This window comes from Serratia marcescens subsp. marcescens ATCC 13880, assembly GCF_017299535.1.
Lineage (GTDB): Bacteria > Pseudomonadota > Gammaproteobacteria > Enterobacterales > Enterobacteriaceae > Serratia > Serratia marcescens.
This window is the reverse complement of sequence record NZ_CP071238.1, coordinates 4,690,717-4,707,891: the sequence shown is the minus strand read 5'-3', so window position 1 is coordinate 4,707,891 and position 17,175 is coordinate 4,690,717. Positions and strand designations below refer to the sequence as shown.

Genomic DNA, 17,175 nt, shown 5'->3' with positions numbered 1-17,175 from the left:
TAGCAGATGGCTAAGCAACCAGGATTAGATTTTCAAAGTGCTAAAGGCGGGCTCGGCGAGCTGAAGCGCAGACTTTTGTTTGTCATCGGCGCGCTGATTGTCTTCCGCATCGGCTCTTTCATTCCGATTCCTGGTATCGATGCCACTGTGCTTGCCAAATTGCTTGAGCAGCAGAGAGGCACTATCATTGAAATGTTTAACATGTTCTCTGGTGGTGCCCTCAGCCGTGCTTCTATCTTTGCTCTGGGGATCATGCCGTATATCTCGGCGTCGATCATTATCCAGCTGCTGACGGTGGTTCATCCAGCGTTGGCGGAAATCAAGAAAGAAGGGGAGGCTGGCCGTCGCAAGATTAGCCAGTACACCCGCTACGGTACGCTGGTATTGGCCATATTCCAGTCGATCGGTATTGCTACCGGTCTGCCGAATATGCCTGGTATGCAGGGCCTGGTGTTAAACCCAGGCTTTGCATTCTACTTTACTGCGGTTGTGAGCCTGGTAACCGGGACAATGTTCCTGATGTGGTTGGGTGAGCAGATTACTGAGCGCGGTATCGGCAACGGTATCTCGATCATTATCTTCGCGGGTATTGTAGCGGGGCTCCCGCCGGCAGTGGCCCATACTATCGAGCAAGCGCGGCAAGGCGACCTGCACTTCCTCCTGCTGCTGTTGGTTGCAGTATTGGTGTTTGCAGTAACCTTCTTCGTTGTTTTCATCGAGCGTGGTCAACGTCGTATCGTCGTTAACTATGCGAAGCGTCAACAAGGTCGTCGTGTTTATGCAGCACAGAGTACACACTTACCGTTGAAAGTGAACATGGCGGGTGTTATCCCGGCGATTTTCGCTTCCAGCATTATTCTGTTCCCGGCCACGATTGCATCATGGTTTGGGGGCGGTACCGGTTGGAACTGGCTGACTACGATTTCGCTGTATTTGCAGCCAGGGCAACCGCTTTATGTGTTACTCTATGCGTCTGCAATCATCTTCTTCTGTTTCTTCTACACGGCGTTGGTCTTCAACCCGCGTGAGACAGCAGATAACCTGAAGAAGTCCGGTGCCTTCGTACCAGGAATTCGTCCGGGAGAGCAAACGGCGAAGTATATCGATAAAGTAATGACGCGTTTAACCCTGGTGGGCGCGATGTACATTACTTTCATCTGCCTGATCCCGGAGTTCATGCGTGATGCAATGAAAGTACCATTCTACTTTGGTGGTACCTCGCTACTGATCGTGGTTGTCGTCATCATGGACTTTATGGCTCAAGTGCAAACTCTGATGATGTCAAGTCAGTACGAGTCTGCATTGAAGAAAGCAAATCTGAAAGGCTATAACCGCTAGTCAGATTCGTTTGAGAAGTTACGGAGAGTAAAAATGAAAGTTCGTGCTTCCGTCAAGAAATTATGTCGTAACTGCAAAATCGTTAAGCGTAACGGTGTCGTTCGTGTGATTTGCAGCGCCGAGCCGAAGCATAAACAGCGTCAAGGCTGATTATCTCGCATATTTTTCTTGCAAAGTTGGGTTGAGCTGGCTAGATTAGCCAGCCAATCTTTTGTATGTCGCACTGCAACATTATTTGAGTATCCTGAAAACGGGCTTTTCAGAATGGTGTTGCTGTATAAAATAGTAGGAGTGCATAGTGGCCCGTATAGCAGGCATTAACATTCCTGATCATAAACATACCGTTATCGCCTTAACGTCGATCTTCGGTATCGGTAAAACCCGTTCACAGGCTATCTGTGCATCCACGGGTATTGCTGAAAATGTTAAGATCAGTGAGCTGTCTGAAGAGCAAATCGAAAAGCTTCGTGATGCAGTTGCCAAATACACCGTTGAGGGTGATTTGCGTCGTGAAATTACCCTGAGCATCAAGCGTCTTATGGACCTTGGTTGCTATCGTGGTTTGCGTCATCGTCGTGGTCTGCCGGTACGCGGTCAGCGCACCAAGACCAACGCTCGTACCCGTAAGGGTCCGCGCAAGCCGATCAAGAAATAATCGGGGTTATTGAATAATGGCAAAGGCACCTGTTCGTACACGTAAGCGTGTAAGAAAGCAAGTCTCTGACGGCGTGGCTCATATCCATGCTTCTTTCAACAACACCATCGTTACCATCACTGATCGTCAGGGTAATGCTTTGGGTTGGGCAACAGCCGGTGGTTCCGGTTTCCGTGGTTCTCGTAAGTCCACTCCGTTCGCAGCACAGGTTGCAGCAGAACGTTGTGCTGACGCAGTGAAAGAATACGGTATCAAGAACCTGGAAGTTATGGTTAAAGGACCTGGTCCTGGTCGTGAGTCTACTATCCGCGCTCTGAACGCGGCTGGTTTCCGCATCACTAACATTACTGATGTGACTCCGATCCCTCATAACGGTTGTCGTCCGCCGAAAAAGCGCCGCGTGTAACGCAGCTTTTAGGATTGTTGGAGAAAGAAAATGGCAAGATATTTGGGTCCTAAGCTCAAGCTGAGCCGTCGTGAGGGCACAGACCTGTTCCTTAAGTCTGGCGTTCGCGCGATCGATTCCAAGTGTAAAATTGAACAAGCACCTGGTCAGCACGGTGCGCGTAAACCGCGTCTGTCTGATTACGGTGTTCAGTTGCGTGAGAAGCAGAAAGTTCGTCGTATGTACGGCATTCTGGAGCGTCAATTCCGCAACTATTACAAAGAAGCAACCCGCCTGAAGGGCAACACCGGTGAAAACCTGTTGCAGCTGCTGGAAGGTCGTCTGGACAACGTTGTTTACCGTATGGGCTTCGGCGCTACTCGTGCAGAGTCACGTCAGCTGGTTAGCCACAAAGCAGTTATGGTAAACGGTCGCGTTGTTAACATCGCTTCTTATCAGGTATCTCCGAATGACGTAGTCAGCATCCGCGAGAAAGCTAAAAAGCAGTCTCGTGTTAAAGCTTCTCTGGAGCTGGCTGAGCAGCGTGAAAAGCCGACTTGGCTGGAAGTTGATGCTGCTAAGATGGAAGGCGTGTTCAAGCGTATGCCTGAACGTACCGATCTGTCTGCGGACATTAACGAACACCTGATCGTCGAGCTTTACTCCAAGTAAAGCTTAGTACCAAAGAGAGGACACAATGCAGGGTTCTGTGACAGAGTTTCTAAAACCGCGCCTGGTAGATATCGAGCAAGTCAGTTCGACGCACGCCAAGGTGACCCTTGAGCCTTTAGAGCGTGGCTTTGGCCATACTCTTGGCAACGCACTGCGCCGTATTCTGCTTTCATCTATGCCGGGTTGCGCGGTGACCGAGGTTGAGATTGATGGTGTACTGCATGAGTACAGCACCAAAGAAGGCGTACAGGAAGATATCCTGGAGATCCTGCTCAACCTGAAAGGGCTGGCGGTGAGAGTTCAAGGCAAAGACGAAGTTATTCTTACCCTGAATAAATCTGGCATTGGCCCTGTGACCGCTGCCGACATCACCCATGATGGTGATGTCGAAATCGTCAAGCCTCAGCACGTGATTTGCCACCTGACTGATGAGAACGCGGCTATCAGCATGCGTATCAAAGTTCAGCGCGGTCGCGGTTATGTGCCGGCTTCTGCCCGAATTCATTCGGAAGAAGATGAGCGCCCAATCGGTCGTCTGTTGGTTGACGCCTGCTACAGCCCTGTAGAGCGTATCGCCTACAATGTTGAAGCTGCGCGTGTAGAACAGCGTACTGACTTGGATAAGCTGGTCATCGAAATGGAGACCAATGGCACGATCGATCCTGAAGAGGCGATCCGCCGTGCGGCCACCATTCTGGCTGAACAACTTGAAGCTTTCGTTGACCTGCGTGATGTGCGTCAGCCGGAAGTTAAAGAAGAGAAACCGGAATTCGATCCGATCTTGCTGCGCCCTGTTGACGATCTGGAATTGACTGTCCGCTCTGCTAACTGCCTCAAGGCAGAAGCTATCCACTACATCGGTGATCTGGTACAGCGTACCGAGGTTGAGTTGCTGAAAACGCCAAACCTGGGTAAAAAATCTCTTACCGAGATTAAAGACGTGCTGGCCTCACGTGGTCTGTCTCTGGGCATGCGCCTGGAAAACTGGCCGCCGGCAAGCATTGCTGACGAGTAACCGGATCACAGGTTAAGGTTTTACTGAGAAGGATAAGGTCATGCGCCATCGTAAGAGTGGTCGTCAACTGAACCGTAACAGCAGCCATCGCCAGGCTATGTTCCGTAACATGGCCGGCTCTTTGGTTCGTCATGAGATCATCAAGACGACCCTGCCAAAAGCAAAAGAGCTGCGTCGCGTTGTTGAGCCGCTGATTACTCTTGCCAAGACCGACAGCGTAGCTAATCGTCGTCTGGCATTCGCCCGTACTCGTGATAACGAGATCGTGGCAAAACTGTTTAACGAGCTGGGCCCGCGTTTCGCGAGCCGTGCCGGTGGTTACACTCGCATTCTGAAGTGTGGCTTCCGCGCAGGCGACAACGCGCCGATGGCATACATCGAGCTGGTTGATCGTGCTGAGTCTCAAGCAGAAGTAGCAACTGCAGAGTAATCTGTAGACGCGTAAAAAAACCGGGCTTGCCCGGTTTTTTTACGTCCAAATCCCGCCAAATGTGCTCAATTCCCCCGCCGTGCTTAAGATCCTCGCCCCTATCCGTTATGCTAAGACTCATTCAATAGGCTCACTGAGACTGTCTGTTATGGGGTTGCTCGACCAATGGGCGGAACGTCATATCCTTGATGCCCAGGATAAAGGCGAGTTCGACAATCTGCCCGGCCAGGGCCAACCGCTGGCGCTGGACGATGACAGCGCGGTGCCTGCTGAGCTGCGCGCCGGTTACCGTCTGCTGAAAAATGCCGGTTACCTGCCGCCGGCGCTGGAAGATCGCAAAGAGGCGTTGACCGTTGCTCACTTACTGCAAGGGATCAACAGTGAGCATCCGGACTATGTCGATCTCAGCAAGCGCATGGCACTGCTGGAACATCGGTTGCGTCAGGCTGGGATGAGCACCGATTTCTTGCATGGCGAATATCAGCGCGCGCTGGACGGTAAATTCACTCGGGAGGAGAAGTAATGTTCAAGATAGGTCAGTTGGCCAAGCTTGCCGAAGTGACGCCGGATACCGTGCGTTACTATGAAAAGCAGGGCATGATGGATCACAATGTCCGCACAGAGGGCGGTTATCGACTCTACACCGAGCAGGATCTGCAGCGGCTGCGTTTTATTCGCTATGCCAAACAGTTGGGCTTTACTCTGGAAACGATCGCCGAACTGCTGTCGATCCGGGTTGATCCTGAACATCATACCTGCCAGGAGTCGAAGTCGATCGTCGATGCTCGCCTGAGCGAAGTGGAAAGCAAGTTGGCGGAGCTGACTCGCATGCGCGAATCGTTGAAACGCTTGAGCGACGCCTGCTGCGGCACTGCCCATACCAGCAACTATTGTTCTATTCTGGAAGCCTTGGAACAGGGTGCCAGCGATGATAAAGGCAAAAAAGGTTGCTGACGGCACTTTAATTTTTATATTGCCGGCAGTATTATCGGCTCGTTTTATTACCCTACCTTTTACAGGAGCATTATCATGACGAAATATCGTCACACCAAAGGTCAGATTCAAGATAACGCCATTGAGGCGCTGCTGCATGATCCGCTATTCCGTCAGCGGGTAGAAAAGAATGTGAAAGGCAAAGGCAGCTATCGGCGTAAAGAAAAACACAACAAAGGCGGTAACTGGGAGGCCAGTGGTAAACTATCAAGCGATAATTTACCACTGGCCTTCTGGTTTTAAGGCATTAAAAAAGCCACCTTCATCAGGTGGCTTTTTATTGGCATAACCAAACGCTGTCTTACAGTTTTGGCTGCTGTTGCTGGCTCAGCAAATCACGGATTTCCGTCAGCAGTTTCTCTTCTGCGGTAGGTGCCGGCGGCGCTGCGGGCGCTTCTTCCTGTTTGCGGCGCATTTTGTTCATCAATTTAATCGCCAGGAAGATGGCGAAGGCGACAATCACGAAGTCGAATACGGTTTGGATGAATGAACCGTAGTTCATTACCACCGCCGGTACGGCGCCCTGAGCTTCGCGTAACACCAGATGGAACTGTTTAAAGTCGACGCCACCGATCAGTAAGCCCAGTGGTGGCATGATGATATCAGCCACGAAGGACGAAACAATCTTGCCGAATGCGGCACCGATAATCACACCGACGGCCAGATCGACCACGTTGCCACGCATGGCAAATTCGCGAAACTCTTTCAACATACTCATAGAACGCACCCCTTGCAGAATTAATAACTCAAGTTTAACAAAGCAATTTCCCTTTGCCACAAAAGGAGAGAAGTTTTATCTCCTCCCAAGGCAGAGAACAACCACGCGATTATAGACCATAGCCAAATAAATTCGTTCTACAAGAAGAACGGGCTCGGTTGGAACAGGCGTTCAACGTCAGGCACGAATTTCTTGTCGGTAATAAACATGATGACGTGATCGCCCTGTTCGATTTTGCTGTTGCCGTTGGCAATGATCACGTCGTCGCCACGCACGATCGCACCGATGGTCGTCCCCGGTGGCAACTTGATATCTTCGACGATGCGGCCGACCACTTTGGATGTGCTTTCATCGCCGTGTGCAATCGCCTCGATCGCTTCCGCCACGCCGCGGCGCAGCGACGAAACGCTGACGATATCCGCTTTGCGCACGTGCCCCAACAGGGCGGAGATGGTCGCCTGCTGCGGCGAAATGGCGATATCAATCACGCTGCCCTGCACCAGGTCGACATAGGCGCGGCGCTGAATCAACACCATTACCTTCTTGGCGCCCATGCGCTTAGCCAGCATGGCGGACATGATGTTGGCCTCATCGTCGTTGGTGATGGCGATGAAAACATCCACCTGCTCGACGTGCTCTTCGGCCAGCAGTTCCTGATCGGAGGCATCGCCATAGAACACGATGGTATCGTGCAGTTGTTCGGCCAGTTCGGCGGCGCGTTGCTGATTCCGCTCGATCAGTTTGACGTTGTAGTCTTTTTCCAGTTTGGCGGCCAGGCCGGCGCCGACGTTGCCGCCGCCGACGATCATGATGCGCTTATACGGTTTTTCCAGCCGCTGCAGTTCGCTCATCACCGCGCGGATGTGCTGTGAGGCGGCGACGAAGAACACTTCATCACCGGCTTCGATAATGGTCGAGCCTTGCGGACGGATCGGCCTGTCCTGGCGGAAAATAGCGGCGACGCGGGTGTCGATATGCGGCATGTGCTCGCGCATTGAAGAGAGTGCATTGCCGACCAGCGGGCCGCCGTAATAGGCTTTAACCGCGGCGATGCTGACCTTGCCTTCGGCGAAGTTAACCACCTGCAGGGCGCCAGGGTATTCAATCAGCTTGTAGATATAGTCGATGACCAGCTGCTCCGGCGAAATCAGATGGTCGATTGGCACCGCTTCCGGCAGGAACAGTTTTTCCGACTCGCGGATATATTCCGGCGCGCGGATACGGGCGATACGGTTGGGGGTGTTAAACAGAGAATAGGCGATCTGGCAGGCGATCATGTTGGTTTCGTCGGAGTTGGTGACGGCGACCAGCATGTCGGCGTCTTCTGCGCCGGCTTCGCGCAGCACCCGAGGGTGGGAACCATGTCCCTGAACCACCCGCAAATCGAATTTATCCTGTAGTTGGCGCAAGCGGCCGGAATCGGTATCGACGACGGTGATATCGTTGTTTTCACCCACCAGGTTTTCCGCCAGCGTCCCGCCAACCTGACCGGCACCAAGAATAATTATTTTCATCGTGTTCTCTGCTTCACACTGAAAGACTTAGGGCGCGCACGCACGCCCTGAAGCATTACATTTTAATCAGCTTAGCGTAAAAGAAGCCATCGCCGTCCTCGGGATGCGGGATATTCTGTCGCCCTGGCCGTTGCGCATCGCCGGTTTCAACCAGCTTGGCATCGGCGTGGCGTTGCAAGAACGCGGCGATCTGGCTGCTGTTTTCATCCGGCAGGATAGAGCAGGTGGCGTAAACCATCACGCCGCCTGATTTTAGATGCGGCCAGACGGCTTCCAGAATTTCTGCCTGCAGTGCGGCGAGTTCGGCGATGTCGCGATCGCGGCGCAGCCATTTGATGTCGGGGTGACGGCGGATCACGCCGGTGGCGGAACAAGGCGCGTCCAGCAGGATACGATCGAACTGTTTGTCCCCGCACCACTGCTGCGGAGTGCGGCCATCGCCCAATTTAACCTCTGCGTGCAAACGCAGACGCTGCAGGTTCTCTTTGACTCGCGCCAGGCGCTGTTCGTCGATATCGACCGCCATGACGTGCGCTTTCGGCGCCGCTTCCAGAATATGCGTGGTTTTGCCGCCGGGTGCGGCGCACAGGTCGAGGATCTGTTCGCCGTCTTGCGGATCCAATAGATCGACACACCCCTGGGCTGAGGCATCTTGCACGGTGACCCAGCCTTCGGCGAACCCTGGCAGATCGGTCACGGCGCAAGGCGCCAGCAAACGCACCGCATCGGCATAGTCTGAATGAGTTTCCGCGGCGATGCCGGCGTCGCTCAGCAGCTGCAGATAAGCGTCACGGGTGTGATGCAGGCGGTTGACGCGCAGCCACATCGGCGGTTTCTGGTTATTGGCGTCGACGATCTGTTCCCAGTTGGCGGGATAAGCTTGTTGAATGCGTTTCAGCAACCAGCTCGGGTGCAGATAGCGGCTGTCATTGTTAGAGGCGCGCTGCAGCAGCTCTTCCTGCTGGCGCTGGAATTGCCGCAAGACGCCGTTAATCAGGCCTTTTAACTGCGGCCGTTTCAGCGCCACCGCGCCTTCCACGGTTTCCGCCAACACGGCGTGCGCCGGGATGCGGGTATACAGCAACTGATACAGGCCGACCATCAGCAAGTAGTGTAGCGTACGCTGCTTACCGGTCAGCGGCTTGGCCATCAATTGCTGAATGCACCATTCGAGCTGCGGCAGCACGCGCAACGTGCCGAAACACAGCTCCTGCAGCAATCCGCGATCTTTGTCGCTGATGGAGGTTTGCAGCGCCGGCAGGACAGTGCTGAGCGACTGCCCCTGATCCAGCACCTGGCCGATGGCTTTGGCAGCGATGCTGCGGAGATTGTAATTATTTTTCATAGGCTGAAGCTGATAACGATCGGCATTAAGAAAATAACGGCCCGGCGATGAACGGCCGGGCAGTGGAGCGACTTACAGCCGGTTACCCGGGGTAAACCATTCACGACGTGAATTTAAAAGGTCTTGCGCCGACATCGGTTTCTTGCCGGCGGGCTGCAGTTGGATCAGGTTGAGGATACCGTCGGCAGTCGCCACCTGGATACCGTGCTTGTCGGCATGGACAACGGTGCCTGGCTCCGCGTTGGCGCTTTGCGCCAGTACGCTGGCCTGCCACACTTTCACCGGTTGATCGTCGATGGTGAAGTAGCTGACCGGCCAAGGGTTGAAGGCGCGGATGCAGCGCTCCAACTGGGCGGCGGACAGTGTCCAGTCCAGGCGGGCTTCTTCTTTGCTCAGTTTCTCGGCGTAGGTGACCAGCGCTTCGTCCTGAACTTCGCGGGTGGCGCTGCCGTCTGCCATTTGGCGCAGCGTAGTCAACATGCCCTGCGGGCCGAGCTGGGCCAGCTTGTCGTAGAGACTGGCGCTGGTATCGCTGCTCTCAATCGGGCAAGCAATCTTGTGCATCATGTCACCGGTATCGAGACCGACGTCCATCTGCATGATGGTCACGCCGGTTTCGCTGTCACCTGCCCAGAGCGAACGCTGGATCGGCGCCGCGCCGCGCCAGCGAGGCAGCAGCGAGCCATGTACGTTGATGCAACCGAGACGCGGCATATCCAGCACCGCCTGCGGCAGGATCAGCCCGTAGGCCACTACCACCATCACGTCGGCGTTGAGATCGGCCACCAGGCGCTGGTTCTCTTCGGGACGCAGCGATTTGGGCTGAAATACCGGCAGTTGGTGCTGCTCGGCCAGCACTTTGACCGGGCTTGGCGTCAGCTTGTTGCCGCGGCCCGCCGGGCGGTCGGGCTGGGTAAAAACGCCGACAATCTGGTGCTCAGATGACAACAGCGCGTCAAGATGACGCGCTGCGAAGTCTGGTGTTCCGGCGAAAATAATCCGTAAAGAGTCAGACACGTTGATTTCCTGATCGGTTAGGCGCGGGCTTGAAGCTTGGCCATTTTTTCCAGTTTCTGACGAATGCGCTGACGCTTGAGCGGCGACAGGTAATCGACGAACAGTTTGCCCATCAGGTGATCCATCTCGTGCTGGATGCAGATCGCCAACAGGTCGTCCGCTTCCAGCTCGAAAGGTTTGCCGTCGCGATCCAGCGCGCGGATCTTTACCTGCGCGGCGCGCGGCACTAACGCACGCTGCTCGGGAATGGAAAGACAGCCTTCCTCGATGCCGGTTTCACCGCTTTTTTCCAGCAGCTCCGGGTTGATCAGCACCAGGCGCTGATCGCGATTCTCGGAGACGTCGATCACGATAATGCGCTGATGGATATCCACCTGAGTCGCAGCCAGGCCAATGCCTTCCTCTGCGTACATGGTTTCAAACATATCATCCACGATGCGCTGGATATCTGCATTGACTTCTTTTACCGGCGCTGCGACTTTGCGCAGACGCTCGTCTGGGAAATGTAATACCTGCAAGACTGACATATATCTTTAGATCTGTATCCGAGTAATGAACGAGGTTTAACCTCTATTCTAGACATTTCCCGACCTGATTGACAGCATTGTGCACCAATTGCTCAGATTGGTAATACCACCGTTTTTGCTGAGGGAACAGACGATGCGGCCGGAAGAGATCGCTTTACGGATGCGAGGGGTAACGGGGCTACAGACCGTCGTGGCCAGCCGGATCGTGCAGCAGCTATCGCAAATGGGTTGCGAGCCTCGCCGCGTGCTGCATGAGCTGGGATTGAACGAACGGCAGCAGACGCAGTTCAACCAGTTGGATCCCGGTTATCTGTCGGCCAGCCTGCGTTGGTTGGAGCTGCCGGCGCACCGTATGCTGAACTATGGGGCGGCCGGTTATCCCGAACGCCTGGCCCAGATCGACGATGCGCCGCTATTTTTGCTGATCGAGGGCGATCCTCAGGCGTTGTCGCACCCGCAGCTCGCCATGGTGGGCAGCCGGCAGTTCAGCCACTACGGCGAGCGTTGGGCTCACCATTTCGCCGAGGAATTGGCGCGTTGCGGCTTCACCATCACCAGCGGTCTGGCTATCGGCATCGACGGCATTTGCCATCGTGCGGCGCTGGCGGCCGGTGGCTGCACGATTGCGGTGTTGGGCAGCGGGCTGGGCAATATCTATCCGCGCCGGCACCGCCGGCTCGCGGAGCAGATAGTCGAGCAGGGCGGTGCGGTGATTTCAGATCATTTAGTCACCGACTTGCCTCTGGCCGACCATTTTCCTCGCCGTAACCGTATTATCAGCGGGCTCAGCCAGGGCGTTCTGGTCATAGAAGCCTCGTTGCGCAGCGGTACCTTGGTGACAGCTCGCTATGCGCTGGAGCAGGGGCGTGAGGTATTCGCCTTGCCGGGGCCATTGGGAAACCCGATGAGTGAGGGTACGCATTGGTTAATCCAGCAGGGTGCGCATCTGGTCACCGGGCCGAAAGATATCGCCGAATTGCTGGGAAGCGGCCTCCAATGGCTGTCACTGAACGAAAATACAACTATTTGTGCGTCGCAGGCTGAAGTTGAATTGCCATTTGCCGATGTGTTGGCTAACGTAGGAGATGAGGTGACACCTGTTGACGTCGTCGCTGAACGTGCCGGCCAACCTGTGCCAGTGGTGGTAATCAAGTTACTCGAACTGGAGTTAGCAGGGTGGATCGCAGCTGTACCCGGCGGCTATGTCCGAATAAGGAGGGCAAGCCATGTTCGACGTACTCATGTACTTGTTTGAAACTTATATCCACAATGAACCAGAGATGCGCGTCGATCAGGATCAACTGACCGATGATCTCGCTCAGGCGGGGTTTCATCGGGATGATATCTACAACGCGTTGAATTGGCTTGAGAAGTTGGCTGACCTGCAAGAAGGTCAAAATGCCCCTTACTTTATGGATGCCGATCCGCTGGCAATGCGGATCTATACCGAAGAGGAAGGTGCGCGTTTGGACGCCGGCTGCCGTGGTTTTCTCCTGTTCCTGGAACAGATTCAGGTATTGAACCTCGAAACCCGTGAAATGGTTATCGACCGCGTTATGGCTTTGGATAATGCGGAATTCGATCTCGAAGATCTGAAATGGGTCGTGTTGATGGTGCTGTTTAATATCCCCGGATATGAAAGCGCCTATCAGCAAATGGAAGAACTGTTGTTTGAAGTGAACGAAGGTTATCTGCATTGAGCCGATAACGCGCATAGAAGACGTTATGACAAAAAACGCGATTTTTGCCGCCAGGCAAAATGAACCCTGTCCGGAATGCGGGGCCGAGCTGGTGATCCGTAGCGGTCGCCACGGCCCCTTCCTCGGCTGTTCCCAGTATCCTGAATGCCAATATATTCGCCCGCTGAAAGCGCAGGCCGATGGGCATATCGTCAAAGTGTTGGATGGGCAACCGTGCCCGAAGTGTCAGGCGACGTTGGTGCTGCGCCAGGGGCGCTATGGCATGTTTATCGGCTGCAGCGATTATCCGCAGTGCGATCACACTGAAGTGATCGATAAGCCTGATGAAACCGCCATTACCTGTCCGCAGTGCGGCCAAGGCAAACTGTTGCAGCGCAAGTCGCGTTACGGCAAGGTTTTCCACTCCTGCGATCGTTACCCGGAATGCCAGTTCGCTCTCAACGTTAAACCCGTCGCCGGTGAATGCGCCTATTGCCATTATCCGCTGCTGATGGAAAAGCGCACGGCAAAAGGCCCCGTCCTGTGCTGTGCCAGCAAGCTGTGCGGGAAACCCGTTGCGACTACAGAATAATCACATCATGAATTCAGAATTAAGCCCGAACCTTTTATCTATCATCGATGCTTTGCATCAACAGCAGGTGATTGCCTATCCCACCGAAGCGGTATTCGGCCTGGGTTGCGATCCCGACAGCGAACAGGCGGTCAATGCGCTGCTGGCGTTGAAACAGCGGCCGTGGGAAAAGGGGCTGATTCTGATCGCCGCCGACTATGCGCAGCTTAAGCCTTATATTGACGACAGTACGCTCAGCGAACAGCAGCGCGCGACGATGTTCGCCAGCTGGCCTGGGCCGGTAACCTGGGTGTTGCCTGCTCGCCCGGAGACGCCGCGTTTGTTGACCGGGCGTTTCAGTTCACTGGCGGTGCGCGTCAGCGATCATCCGTTGGTGCAGTTGCTGTGCCGGCAGTACGGCAAGCCGCTGGTGTCGACCAGCGCCAATCTCAGTGGGCTAGAACCGTGCCGCAGCGCGGATGAGGTCACACGGCAATTTGGCGAGGCTTTCCCGGTATTGGCCGGCAAGGTAGGCGGTCGTCTTAATCCTTCCGAAATCAGAGATGCTCTGACCGGCGAACAGATCCGTCAGGGCTAGAGGAAATGGGCATGGAGAAGTTTGCGGTATTTGGCAACCCTATCGGCCACAGTAAGTCGCCGCGAATTCATGCGCTGTTCGCTGCCCAGACTGACATAGAGCATCCTTATGGAACAGTGCTGGCGCCGCTGGACGGTTTTGAAATCAGCCTGCAGGAATTTATCCGCGCCGGAGGGCAGGGGGCGAACGTCACGGTGCCTTTCAAGGAGCGAGCTTATTCGGCCGCTTCTGAGCTGAGCGAGCGTGCAGCGATGGCCGGGGCGGTCAATACCCTGAAGGTGTTGCCGAATGGTGGGCTATTGGGGGATAACACCGACGGCATCGGTTTGCTGACCGATCTGCAGCGTCAGCAATTGATCCGGCCGCAGGATCGCATTCTGCTGGTGGGCGCCGGCGGCGCGGCGCGCGGCGTGATCCTGCCGCTGCTGTCTTTCGGCTGCCGGCTCACGATCACCAACCGCACCTTCAGCCGGGCCCAAGAGTTGGCCGACGCTTTCCGGCATCTGGGGGAGATCTCGGCGGTGCCGATGGATCAATTGGGTCAACAAGCTTTTGATCTGGTGATCAATGCGACGGCGTCCGGCATCAGTGGAGAGATCCCGGCGTTGCCTACGGGCGTAGTCAACGCGCAAACCCGTTGCTATGACATGTTCTATCAGCAGGGCGTCACGCCGTTCCTAGCCTGGGCGCAGCAGCAAGGGGCAACGGAATATGCCGATGGGCTGGGCATGTTGGTGGGGCAGGCGGCGCATGCTTTCCTGCTTTGGCACGGAGTGATGCCAGAGATCGAACCGGTATTACGCCAGCTGCGCAGCGAACTGGCGGCATAAATCCCCTACCCCGTTCTCTTAATAGGGAACGGGGAGCCCGTCAGATGTCTTCCGACAGGTATTCATCTTTCCAGCGTACATAGTTGTTAGAAGAATAAAGCAATCCCTCCAACTCGGCGGCGGTCAAAGGCCGAACCTGGCGTGCTGGGCTACCCATATAAAGATAGCCGCTGGCCAAGCGTTTGCCCGGCGCTACCAAACTGCCGGCGCCAATCATCACATCGTCTTCTACGACTACGCCGTCCAACAGGATCGATCCCATACCGACCAGCACCCGGTTGCCGATGGCGCAGCCGTGCAGCATCGCTTTATGGCCAACGGTCACGTCTTCTCCAATAAGCAGGGGATAACCGTCGGGATTATGTTCGGAGCGATGAGTCACATGCAGCACGCTGCCGTCCTGAATATTGCTGCGCGCGCCGATCTTTACCGCATTGACGTCACCGCGAATGGCGACCAACGGCCAGATGCTGACGTCATCCGCCAGATCGACATCACCGATCACCACGCTGGAAGGATCGATCAAGACGCGTTGACCGAGTTTGGGTGTGTATTGAAGATAAGAACGTACTGCATCAGACATGGTGCTTGCCTCACGTCGGGATCATATTTACCGGCAATACTAGACCCTGGCGATGGAATTACAACCAGTCGCCGCGCCGGATCCTGCGGAAAATGGCCCTGATCGCACAAGATCCACCCGGAAGGGCTGAAAAGTGTGCAAACGGAAAGAAAAGATCAAAAAAGGGGTTGTGCAAAAAACTCGGATCCCTATAATGCGCCTCCATCGACACGGCGCAAGTGATTCACTTCACACAGCGGCCGGGAAGAAAGAGAAAAAATCCTGAAAATTAGGGTTGACTCTGAAAGAGGAAAGCGTAATATACGCCACCTCGAGTTAGCAAGCGAAAGCGCCTAACTCACTGCTCTTTAACAATTTATCAGACAATCTGTGTGGGCACTCCACAAGACGATATCCAGCATCTTCGGATGCAAAAAAATATCAAGTCTTGAAGAGTGACTAACTGAAGTAAAATTCATGCAGTAAATCTTTGAGCATCGCTTCTCGAGTGGAAGCAAATCAAGCTTTTAATTGAAGAGTTTGATCATGGCTCAGATTGAACGCTGGCGGCAGGCTTAACACATGCAAGTCGAGCGGTAGCACAGGGGAGCTTGCTCCCCGGGTGACGAGCGGCGGACGGGTGAGTAATGTCTGGGAAACTGCCTGATGGAGGGGGATAACTACTGGAAACGGTAGCTAATACCGCATAACGTCGCAAGACCAAAGAGGGGGACCTTCGGGCCTCTTGCCATCAGATGTGCCCAGATGGGATTAGCTAGTAGGTGGGGTAATGGCTCACCTAGGCGACGATCCCTAGCTGGTCTGAGAGGATGACCAGCCACACTGGAACTGAGACACGGTCCAGACTCCTACGGGAGGCAGCAGTGGGGAATATTGCACAATGGGCGCAAGCCTGATGCAGCCATGCCGCGTGTGTGAAGAAGGCCTTCGGGTTGTAAAGCACTTTCAGCGAGGAGGAAGGTGGTGAGCTTAATACGCTCATCAATTGACGTTACTCGCAGAAGAAGCACCGGCTAACTCCGTGCCAGCAGCCGCGGTAATACGGAGGGTGCAAGCGTTAATCGGAATTACTGGGCGTAAAGCGCACGCAGGCGGTTTGTTAAGTCAGATGTGAAATCCCCGGGCTCAACCTGGGAACTGCATTTGAAACTGGCAAGCTAGAGTCTCGTAGAGGGGGGTAGAATTCCAGGTGTAGCGGTGAAATGCGTAGAGATCTGGAGGAATACCGGTGGCGAAGGCGGCCCCCTGGACGAAGACTGACGCTCAGGTGCGAAAGCGTGGGGAGCAAACAGGATTAGATACCCTGGTAGTCCACGCTGTAAACGATGTCGATTTGGAGGTTGTGCCCTTGAGGCGTGGCTTCCGGAGCTAACGCGTTAAATCGACCGCCTGGGGAGTACGGCCGCAAGGTTAAAACTCAAATGAATTGACGGGGGCCCGCACAAGCGGTGGAGCATGTGGTTTAATTCGATGCAACGCGAAGAACCTTACCTACTCTTGACATCCAGAGAACTTTCCAGAGATGGATTGGTGCCTTCGGGAACTCTGAGACAGGTGCTGCATGGCTGTCGTCAGCTCGTGTTGTGAAATGTTGGGTTAAGTCCCGCAACGAGCGCAACCCTTATCCTTTGTTGCCAGCGGTTCGGCCGGGAACTCAAAGGAGACTGCCAGTGATAAACTGGAGGAAGGTGGGGATGACGTCAAGTCATCATGGCCCTTACGAGTAGGGCTACACACGTGCTACAATGGCATATACAAAGAGAAGCGACCTCGCGAGAGCAAGCGGACCTCATAAAGTATGTCGTAGTCCGGATTGGAGTCTGCAACTCGACTCCATGAAGTCGGAATCGCTAGTAATCGTAGATCAGAATGCTACGGTGAATACGTTCCCGGGCCTTGTACACACCGCCCGTCACACCATGGGAGTGGGTTGCAAAAGAAGTAGGTAGCTTAACCTTCGGGAGGGCGCTTACCACTTTGTGATTCATGACTGGGGTGAAGTCGTAACAAGGTAACCGTAGGGGAACCTGCGGTTGGATCACCTCCTTACCTAAAGATATTAGTTCGAGTGGCGTGCTCACACAGATTGTCTGATGAAAAAGTAACGAGCAAAAGCGTCATAAAAGTACGGTGTCGTGTCCCCTTCGTCTAGAGGCCTAGGACACCGCCCTTTCACGGCGGTAACAGGGGTTCGAATCCCCTAGGGGACGCCAAGCTTCCGACCCACCCGGTGAAAGCGGCGGTCTCAAGTATCTGACGATACACCATATCTTAAAGATGACTTCCGAGTCATGTTTAAGATATT

At 54.6% G+C, this 17,175-nt stretch carries 21 protein-coding genes, 1 tRNA gene and 1 rRNA gene; 17 read left to right on the top strand and 6 right to left on the bottom strand.

Annotation, left to right across the window (positions count from 1 at the left end; all coding sequences use genetic code 11):
- Positions 1 to 6: 6 nt before the first annotated feature.
- The 10 genes from secY (at position 7) to J0F90_RS22445 (ending at position 5,731) form a co-directional block, all read left to right on the top strand.
- Positions 7 to 1,338: a preprotein translocase subunit SecY gene (secY, locus tag J0F90_RS22490; RefSeq protein ID WP_004929740.1), complete on the top strand. Its 1,332-nt coding sequence runs from the start codon at positions 7 to 9 to the stop codon at positions 1,336 to 1,338.
- A 33-nt stretch (positions 1,339 to 1,371) separates the two neighbouring features.
- A complete protein-coding gene (gene rpmJ, locus J0F90_RS22485) occupies positions 1,372 to 1,488 on the top strand; it encodes a 50S ribosomal protein L36 (RefSeq protein WP_002227352.1) in 117 nt (38 codons plus the stop codon).
- Between the two features lie 148 nt (positions 1,489 to 1,636).
- Positions 1,637 to 1,993, top strand: a complete 357-nt coding sequence (gene rpsM, locus J0F90_RS22480) for a 30S ribosomal protein S13 (protein WP_004929734.1) — start codon at positions 1,637 to 1,639, stop codon at positions 1,991 to 1,993.
- Positions 1,994 to 2,009: 16 nt separating this feature from the next.
- On the top strand, positions 2,010 to 2,399 hold the full coding sequence (gene rpsK, locus J0F90_RS22475) for a 30S ribosomal protein S11 (protein ID WP_004929731.1): 390 nt from the start codon (positions 2,010 to 2,012) through the stop codon (positions 2,397 to 2,399).
- 30 nt (positions 2,400 to 2,429) lie between these two features.
- Positions 2,430 to 3,050 carry a 30S ribosomal protein S4 gene (gene rpsD, locus J0F90_RS22470; RefSeq protein WP_004929729.1) on the top strand — a complete coding sequence of 207 codons (621 nt, stop codon included), beginning with the start codon at positions 2,430 to 2,432 and terminating at the stop codon, positions 3,048 to 3,050.
- A 25-nt stretch (positions 3,051 to 3,075) separates the two neighbouring features.
- The gene (locus J0F90_RS22465) at positions 3,076 to 4,065 is read left to right on the top strand and encodes a DNA-directed RNA polymerase subunit alpha (RefSeq protein ID WP_002919219.1); all 990 of its coding nucleotides are present in this window, start codon (positions 3,076 to 3,078) and stop codon (positions 4,063 to 4,065) included.
- Positions 4,066 to 4,105: 40 nt separating this feature from the next.
- Positions 4,106 to 4,495, top strand: coding sequence for a 50S ribosomal protein L17 (rplQ, locus tag J0F90_RS22460; protein WP_004929726.1), 390 nt, complete (start codon positions 4,106 to 4,108; stop codon positions 4,493 to 4,495).
- 148 nt (positions 4,496 to 4,643) lie between these two features.
- Positions 4,644 to 5,018, top strand: coding sequence for a DnaJ family domain-containing protein (locus tag J0F90_RS22455; protein ID WP_033639241.1), 375 nt, complete (start codon positions 4,644 to 4,646; stop codon positions 5,016 to 5,018).
- Positions 5,018 to 5,449 carry a Zn(2+)-responsive transcriptional regulator gene (zntR, locus tag J0F90_RS22450; RefSeq protein ID WP_016930321.1) on the top strand — a complete coding sequence of 144 codons (432 nt, stop codon included), beginning with the start codon at positions 5,018 to 5,020 and terminating at the stop codon, positions 5,447 to 5,449. The genes J0F90_RS22455 and zntR overlap by 1 nt, the downstream gene beginning before the upstream one ends.
- A 75-nt stretch (positions 5,450 to 5,524) precedes the next feature.
- Entirely contained in the window at positions 5,525 to 5,731 is a 207-nt protein-coding gene (locus J0F90_RS22445) for an alternative ribosome-rescue factor A (protein WP_033639242.1), read from the top strand.
- Between the two features lie 58 nt (positions 5,732 to 5,789).
- Here the strand turns inward: J0F90_RS22445 and mscL are convergent, their stop codons facing one another.
- From mscL to def, 5 genes are all read right to left on the bottom strand, one after another.
- Positions 5,790 to 6,206 (bottom strand): large-conductance mechanosensitive channel protein MscL, encoded by a 417-nt coding sequence (gene mscL, locus J0F90_RS22440; protein ID WP_025304493.1) that lies wholly within the window; start codon positions 6,204 to 6,206, stop codon positions 5,790 to 5,792.
- Between the two features lie 137 nt (positions 6,207 to 6,343).
- A complete protein-coding gene (gene trkA / locus J0F90_RS22435; RefSeq protein ID WP_004929716.1) occupies positions 6,344 to 7,720 on the bottom strand; it encodes a Trk system potassium transporter TrkA in 1,377 nt (458 codons plus the stop codon).
- 55 nt (positions 7,721 to 7,775) lie between these two features.
- Positions 7,776 to 9,065 (bottom strand): 16S rRNA (cytosine(967)-C(5))-methyltransferase RsmB, encoded by a 1,290-nt coding sequence (rsmB, locus tag J0F90_RS22430; protein ID WP_033639243.1) that lies wholly within the window; start codon positions 9,063 to 9,065, stop codon positions 7,776 to 7,778.
- A gap of 72 nt (positions 9,066 to 9,137) precedes the next feature.
- On the bottom strand, positions 9,138 to 10,082 hold the full coding sequence (gene fmt / locus J0F90_RS22425; RefSeq protein ID WP_028127621.1) for a methionyl-tRNA formyltransferase: 945 nt from the start codon (positions 10,080 to 10,082) through the stop codon (positions 9,138 to 9,140).
- Between the two features lie 17 nt (positions 10,083 to 10,099).
- A complete protein-coding gene (def, locus tag J0F90_RS22420; RefSeq protein WP_028127622.1) occupies positions 10,100 to 10,609 on the bottom strand; it encodes a peptide deformylase in 510 nt (169 codons plus the stop codon).
- Positions 10,610 to 10,742: 133 nt separating this feature from the next.
- On the opposite strand from def, the gene dprA reads away from it, so the two are divergent.
- From dprA to aroE, 5 genes are read left to right on the top strand one after another with little or no spacing between them, the layout of a single operon-like run.
- Entirely contained in the window at positions 10,743 to 11,864 is a 1,122-nt protein-coding gene (gene dprA / locus J0F90_RS22415) for a DNA-protecting protein DprA (protein ID WP_033639244.1), read from the top strand.
- On the top strand, positions 11,836 to 12,309 hold the full coding sequence (gene smg / locus J0F90_RS22410) for a DUF494 family protein Smg (RefSeq protein ID WP_025160381.1): 474 nt from the start codon (positions 11,836 to 11,838) through the stop codon (positions 12,307 to 12,309). The genes dprA and smg overlap by 29 nt, the downstream gene beginning before the upstream one ends.
- A gap of 25 nt (positions 12,310 to 12,334) precedes the next feature.
- Complete coding sequence (locus tag J0F90_RS22405) at positions 12,335 to 12,880, top strand: DNA topoisomerase family protein (protein ID WP_025304489.1); 546 nt, start codon at positions 12,335 to 12,337, stop codon at positions 12,878 to 12,880.
- A 7-nt stretch (positions 12,881 to 12,887) separates the two neighbouring features.
- Positions 12,888 to 13,457 (top strand): L-threonylcarbamoyladenylate synthase type 1 TsaC, encoded by a 570-nt coding sequence (gene tsaC / locus J0F90_RS22400; protein ID WP_016930312.1) that lies wholly within the window; start codon positions 12,888 to 12,890, stop codon positions 13,455 to 13,457.
- 11 nt (positions 13,458 to 13,468) lie between these two features.
- Positions 13,469 to 14,287 carry a shikimate dehydrogenase gene (aroE, locus tag J0F90_RS22395; protein WP_033639245.1) on the top strand — a complete coding sequence of 273 codons (819 nt, stop codon included), beginning with the start codon at positions 13,469 to 13,471 and terminating at the stop codon, positions 14,285 to 14,287.
- Between the two features lie 40 nt (positions 14,288 to 14,327).
- On the opposite strand, the gene J0F90_RS22390 is transcribed toward aroE, so the two are convergent.
- Positions 14,328 to 14,870 carry a gamma carbonic anhydrase family protein gene (locus J0F90_RS22390; protein ID WP_004929699.1) on the bottom strand — a complete coding sequence of 181 codons (543 nt, stop codon included), beginning with the start codon at positions 14,868 to 14,870 and terminating at the stop codon, positions 14,328 to 14,330.
- 507 nt (positions 14,871 to 15,377) lie between these two features.
- Here J0F90_RS22390 and J0F90_RS22385 point away from each other — a divergent pair.
- Positions 15,378 to 16,919 (top strand): 16S ribosomal RNA (locus J0F90_RS22385).
- Between the two features lie 88 nt (positions 16,920 to 17,007).
- Positions 17,008 to 17,083: transfer RNA gene (locus J0F90_RS22380), tRNA-Glu, on the top strand.
- Positions 17,084 to 17,175 lie beyond the last annotated feature (92 nt).

Excerpts from the sequence above, each read along its gene's own strand:
- mscL (WP_025304493.1), bottom strand. The coding sequence starts at position 6,206 with ATGAGTATGTTGAAAGAGTTTCGCGAATTTGCCATGCGTGGCAACGTG.
- J0F90_RS22465 (WP_002919219.1), top strand. The coding sequence starts at position 3,076 with ATGCAGGGTTCTGTGACAGAGTTTCTAAAACCGCGCCTGGTAGATATC.
- aroE (WP_033639245.1), top strand. The coding sequence starts at position 13,469 with ATGGAGAAGTTTGCGGTATTTGGCAACCCTATCGGCCACAGTAAGTCG.
- zntR (WP_016930321.1), top strand. The coding sequence starts at position 5,018 with ATGTTCAAGATAGGTCAGTTGGCCAAGCTTGCCGAAGTGACGCCGGAT.
- rsmB (WP_033639243.1), bottom strand. The coding sequence starts at position 9,065 with ATGAAAAATAATTACAATCTCCGCAGCATCGCTGCCAAAGCCATCGGC.
- rpmJ (WP_002227352.1), top strand. The coding sequence starts at position 1,372 with ATGAAAGTTCGTGCTTCCGTCAAGAAATTATGTCGTAACTGCAAAATC.
- secY (WP_004929740.1), top strand. The coding sequence starts at position 7 with ATGGCTAAGCAACCAGGATTAGATTTTCAAAGTGCTAAAGGCGGGCTC.
- tsaC (WP_016930312.1), top strand. The coding sequence starts at position 12,888 with ATGAATTCAGAATTAAGCCCGAACCTTTTATCTATCATCGATGCTTTG.
- J0F90_RS22405 (WP_025304489.1), top strand. The coding sequence starts at position 12,335 with ATGACAAAAAACGCGATTTTTGCCGCCAGGCAAAATGAACCCTGTCCG.
- J0F90_RS22445 (WP_033639242.1), top strand. The coding sequence starts at position 5,525 with ATGACGAAATATCGTCACACCAAAGGTCAGATTCAAGATAACGCCATT.
- rplQ (WP_004929726.1), top strand. The coding sequence starts at position 4,106 with ATGCGCCATCGTAAGAGTGGTCGTCAACTGAACCGTAACAGCAGCCAT.
- trkA (WP_004929716.1), bottom strand. The coding sequence starts at position 7,720 with ATGAAAATAATTATTCTTGGTGCCGGTCAGGTTGGCGGGACGCTGGCG.
- rpsK (WP_004929731.1), top strand. The coding sequence starts at position 2,010 with ATGGCAAAGGCACCTGTTCGTACACGTAAGCGTGTAAGAAAGCAAGTC.
- J0F90_RS22390 (WP_004929699.1), bottom strand. The coding sequence starts at position 14,870 with ATGTCTGATGCAGTACGTTCTTATCTTCAATACACACCCAAACTCGGT.
- rpsD (WP_004929729.1), top strand. The coding sequence starts at position 2,430 with ATGGCAAGATATTTGGGTCCTAAGCTCAAGCTGAGCCGTCGTGAGGGC.
- smg (WP_025160381.1), top strand. The coding sequence starts at position 11,836 with ATGTTCGACGTACTCATGTACTTGTTTGAAACTTATATCCACAATGAA.
- def (WP_028127622.1), bottom strand. The coding sequence starts at position 10,609 with ATGTCAGTCTTGCAGGTATTACATTTCCCAGACGAGCGTCTGCGCAAA.
- J0F90_RS22455 (WP_033639241.1), top strand. The coding sequence starts at position 4,644 with ATGGGGTTGCTCGACCAATGGGCGGAACGTCATATCCTTGATGCCCAG.
- dprA (WP_033639244.1), top strand. The coding sequence starts at position 10,743 with ATGCGGCCGGAAGAGATCGCTTTACGGATGCGAGGGGTAACGGGGCTA.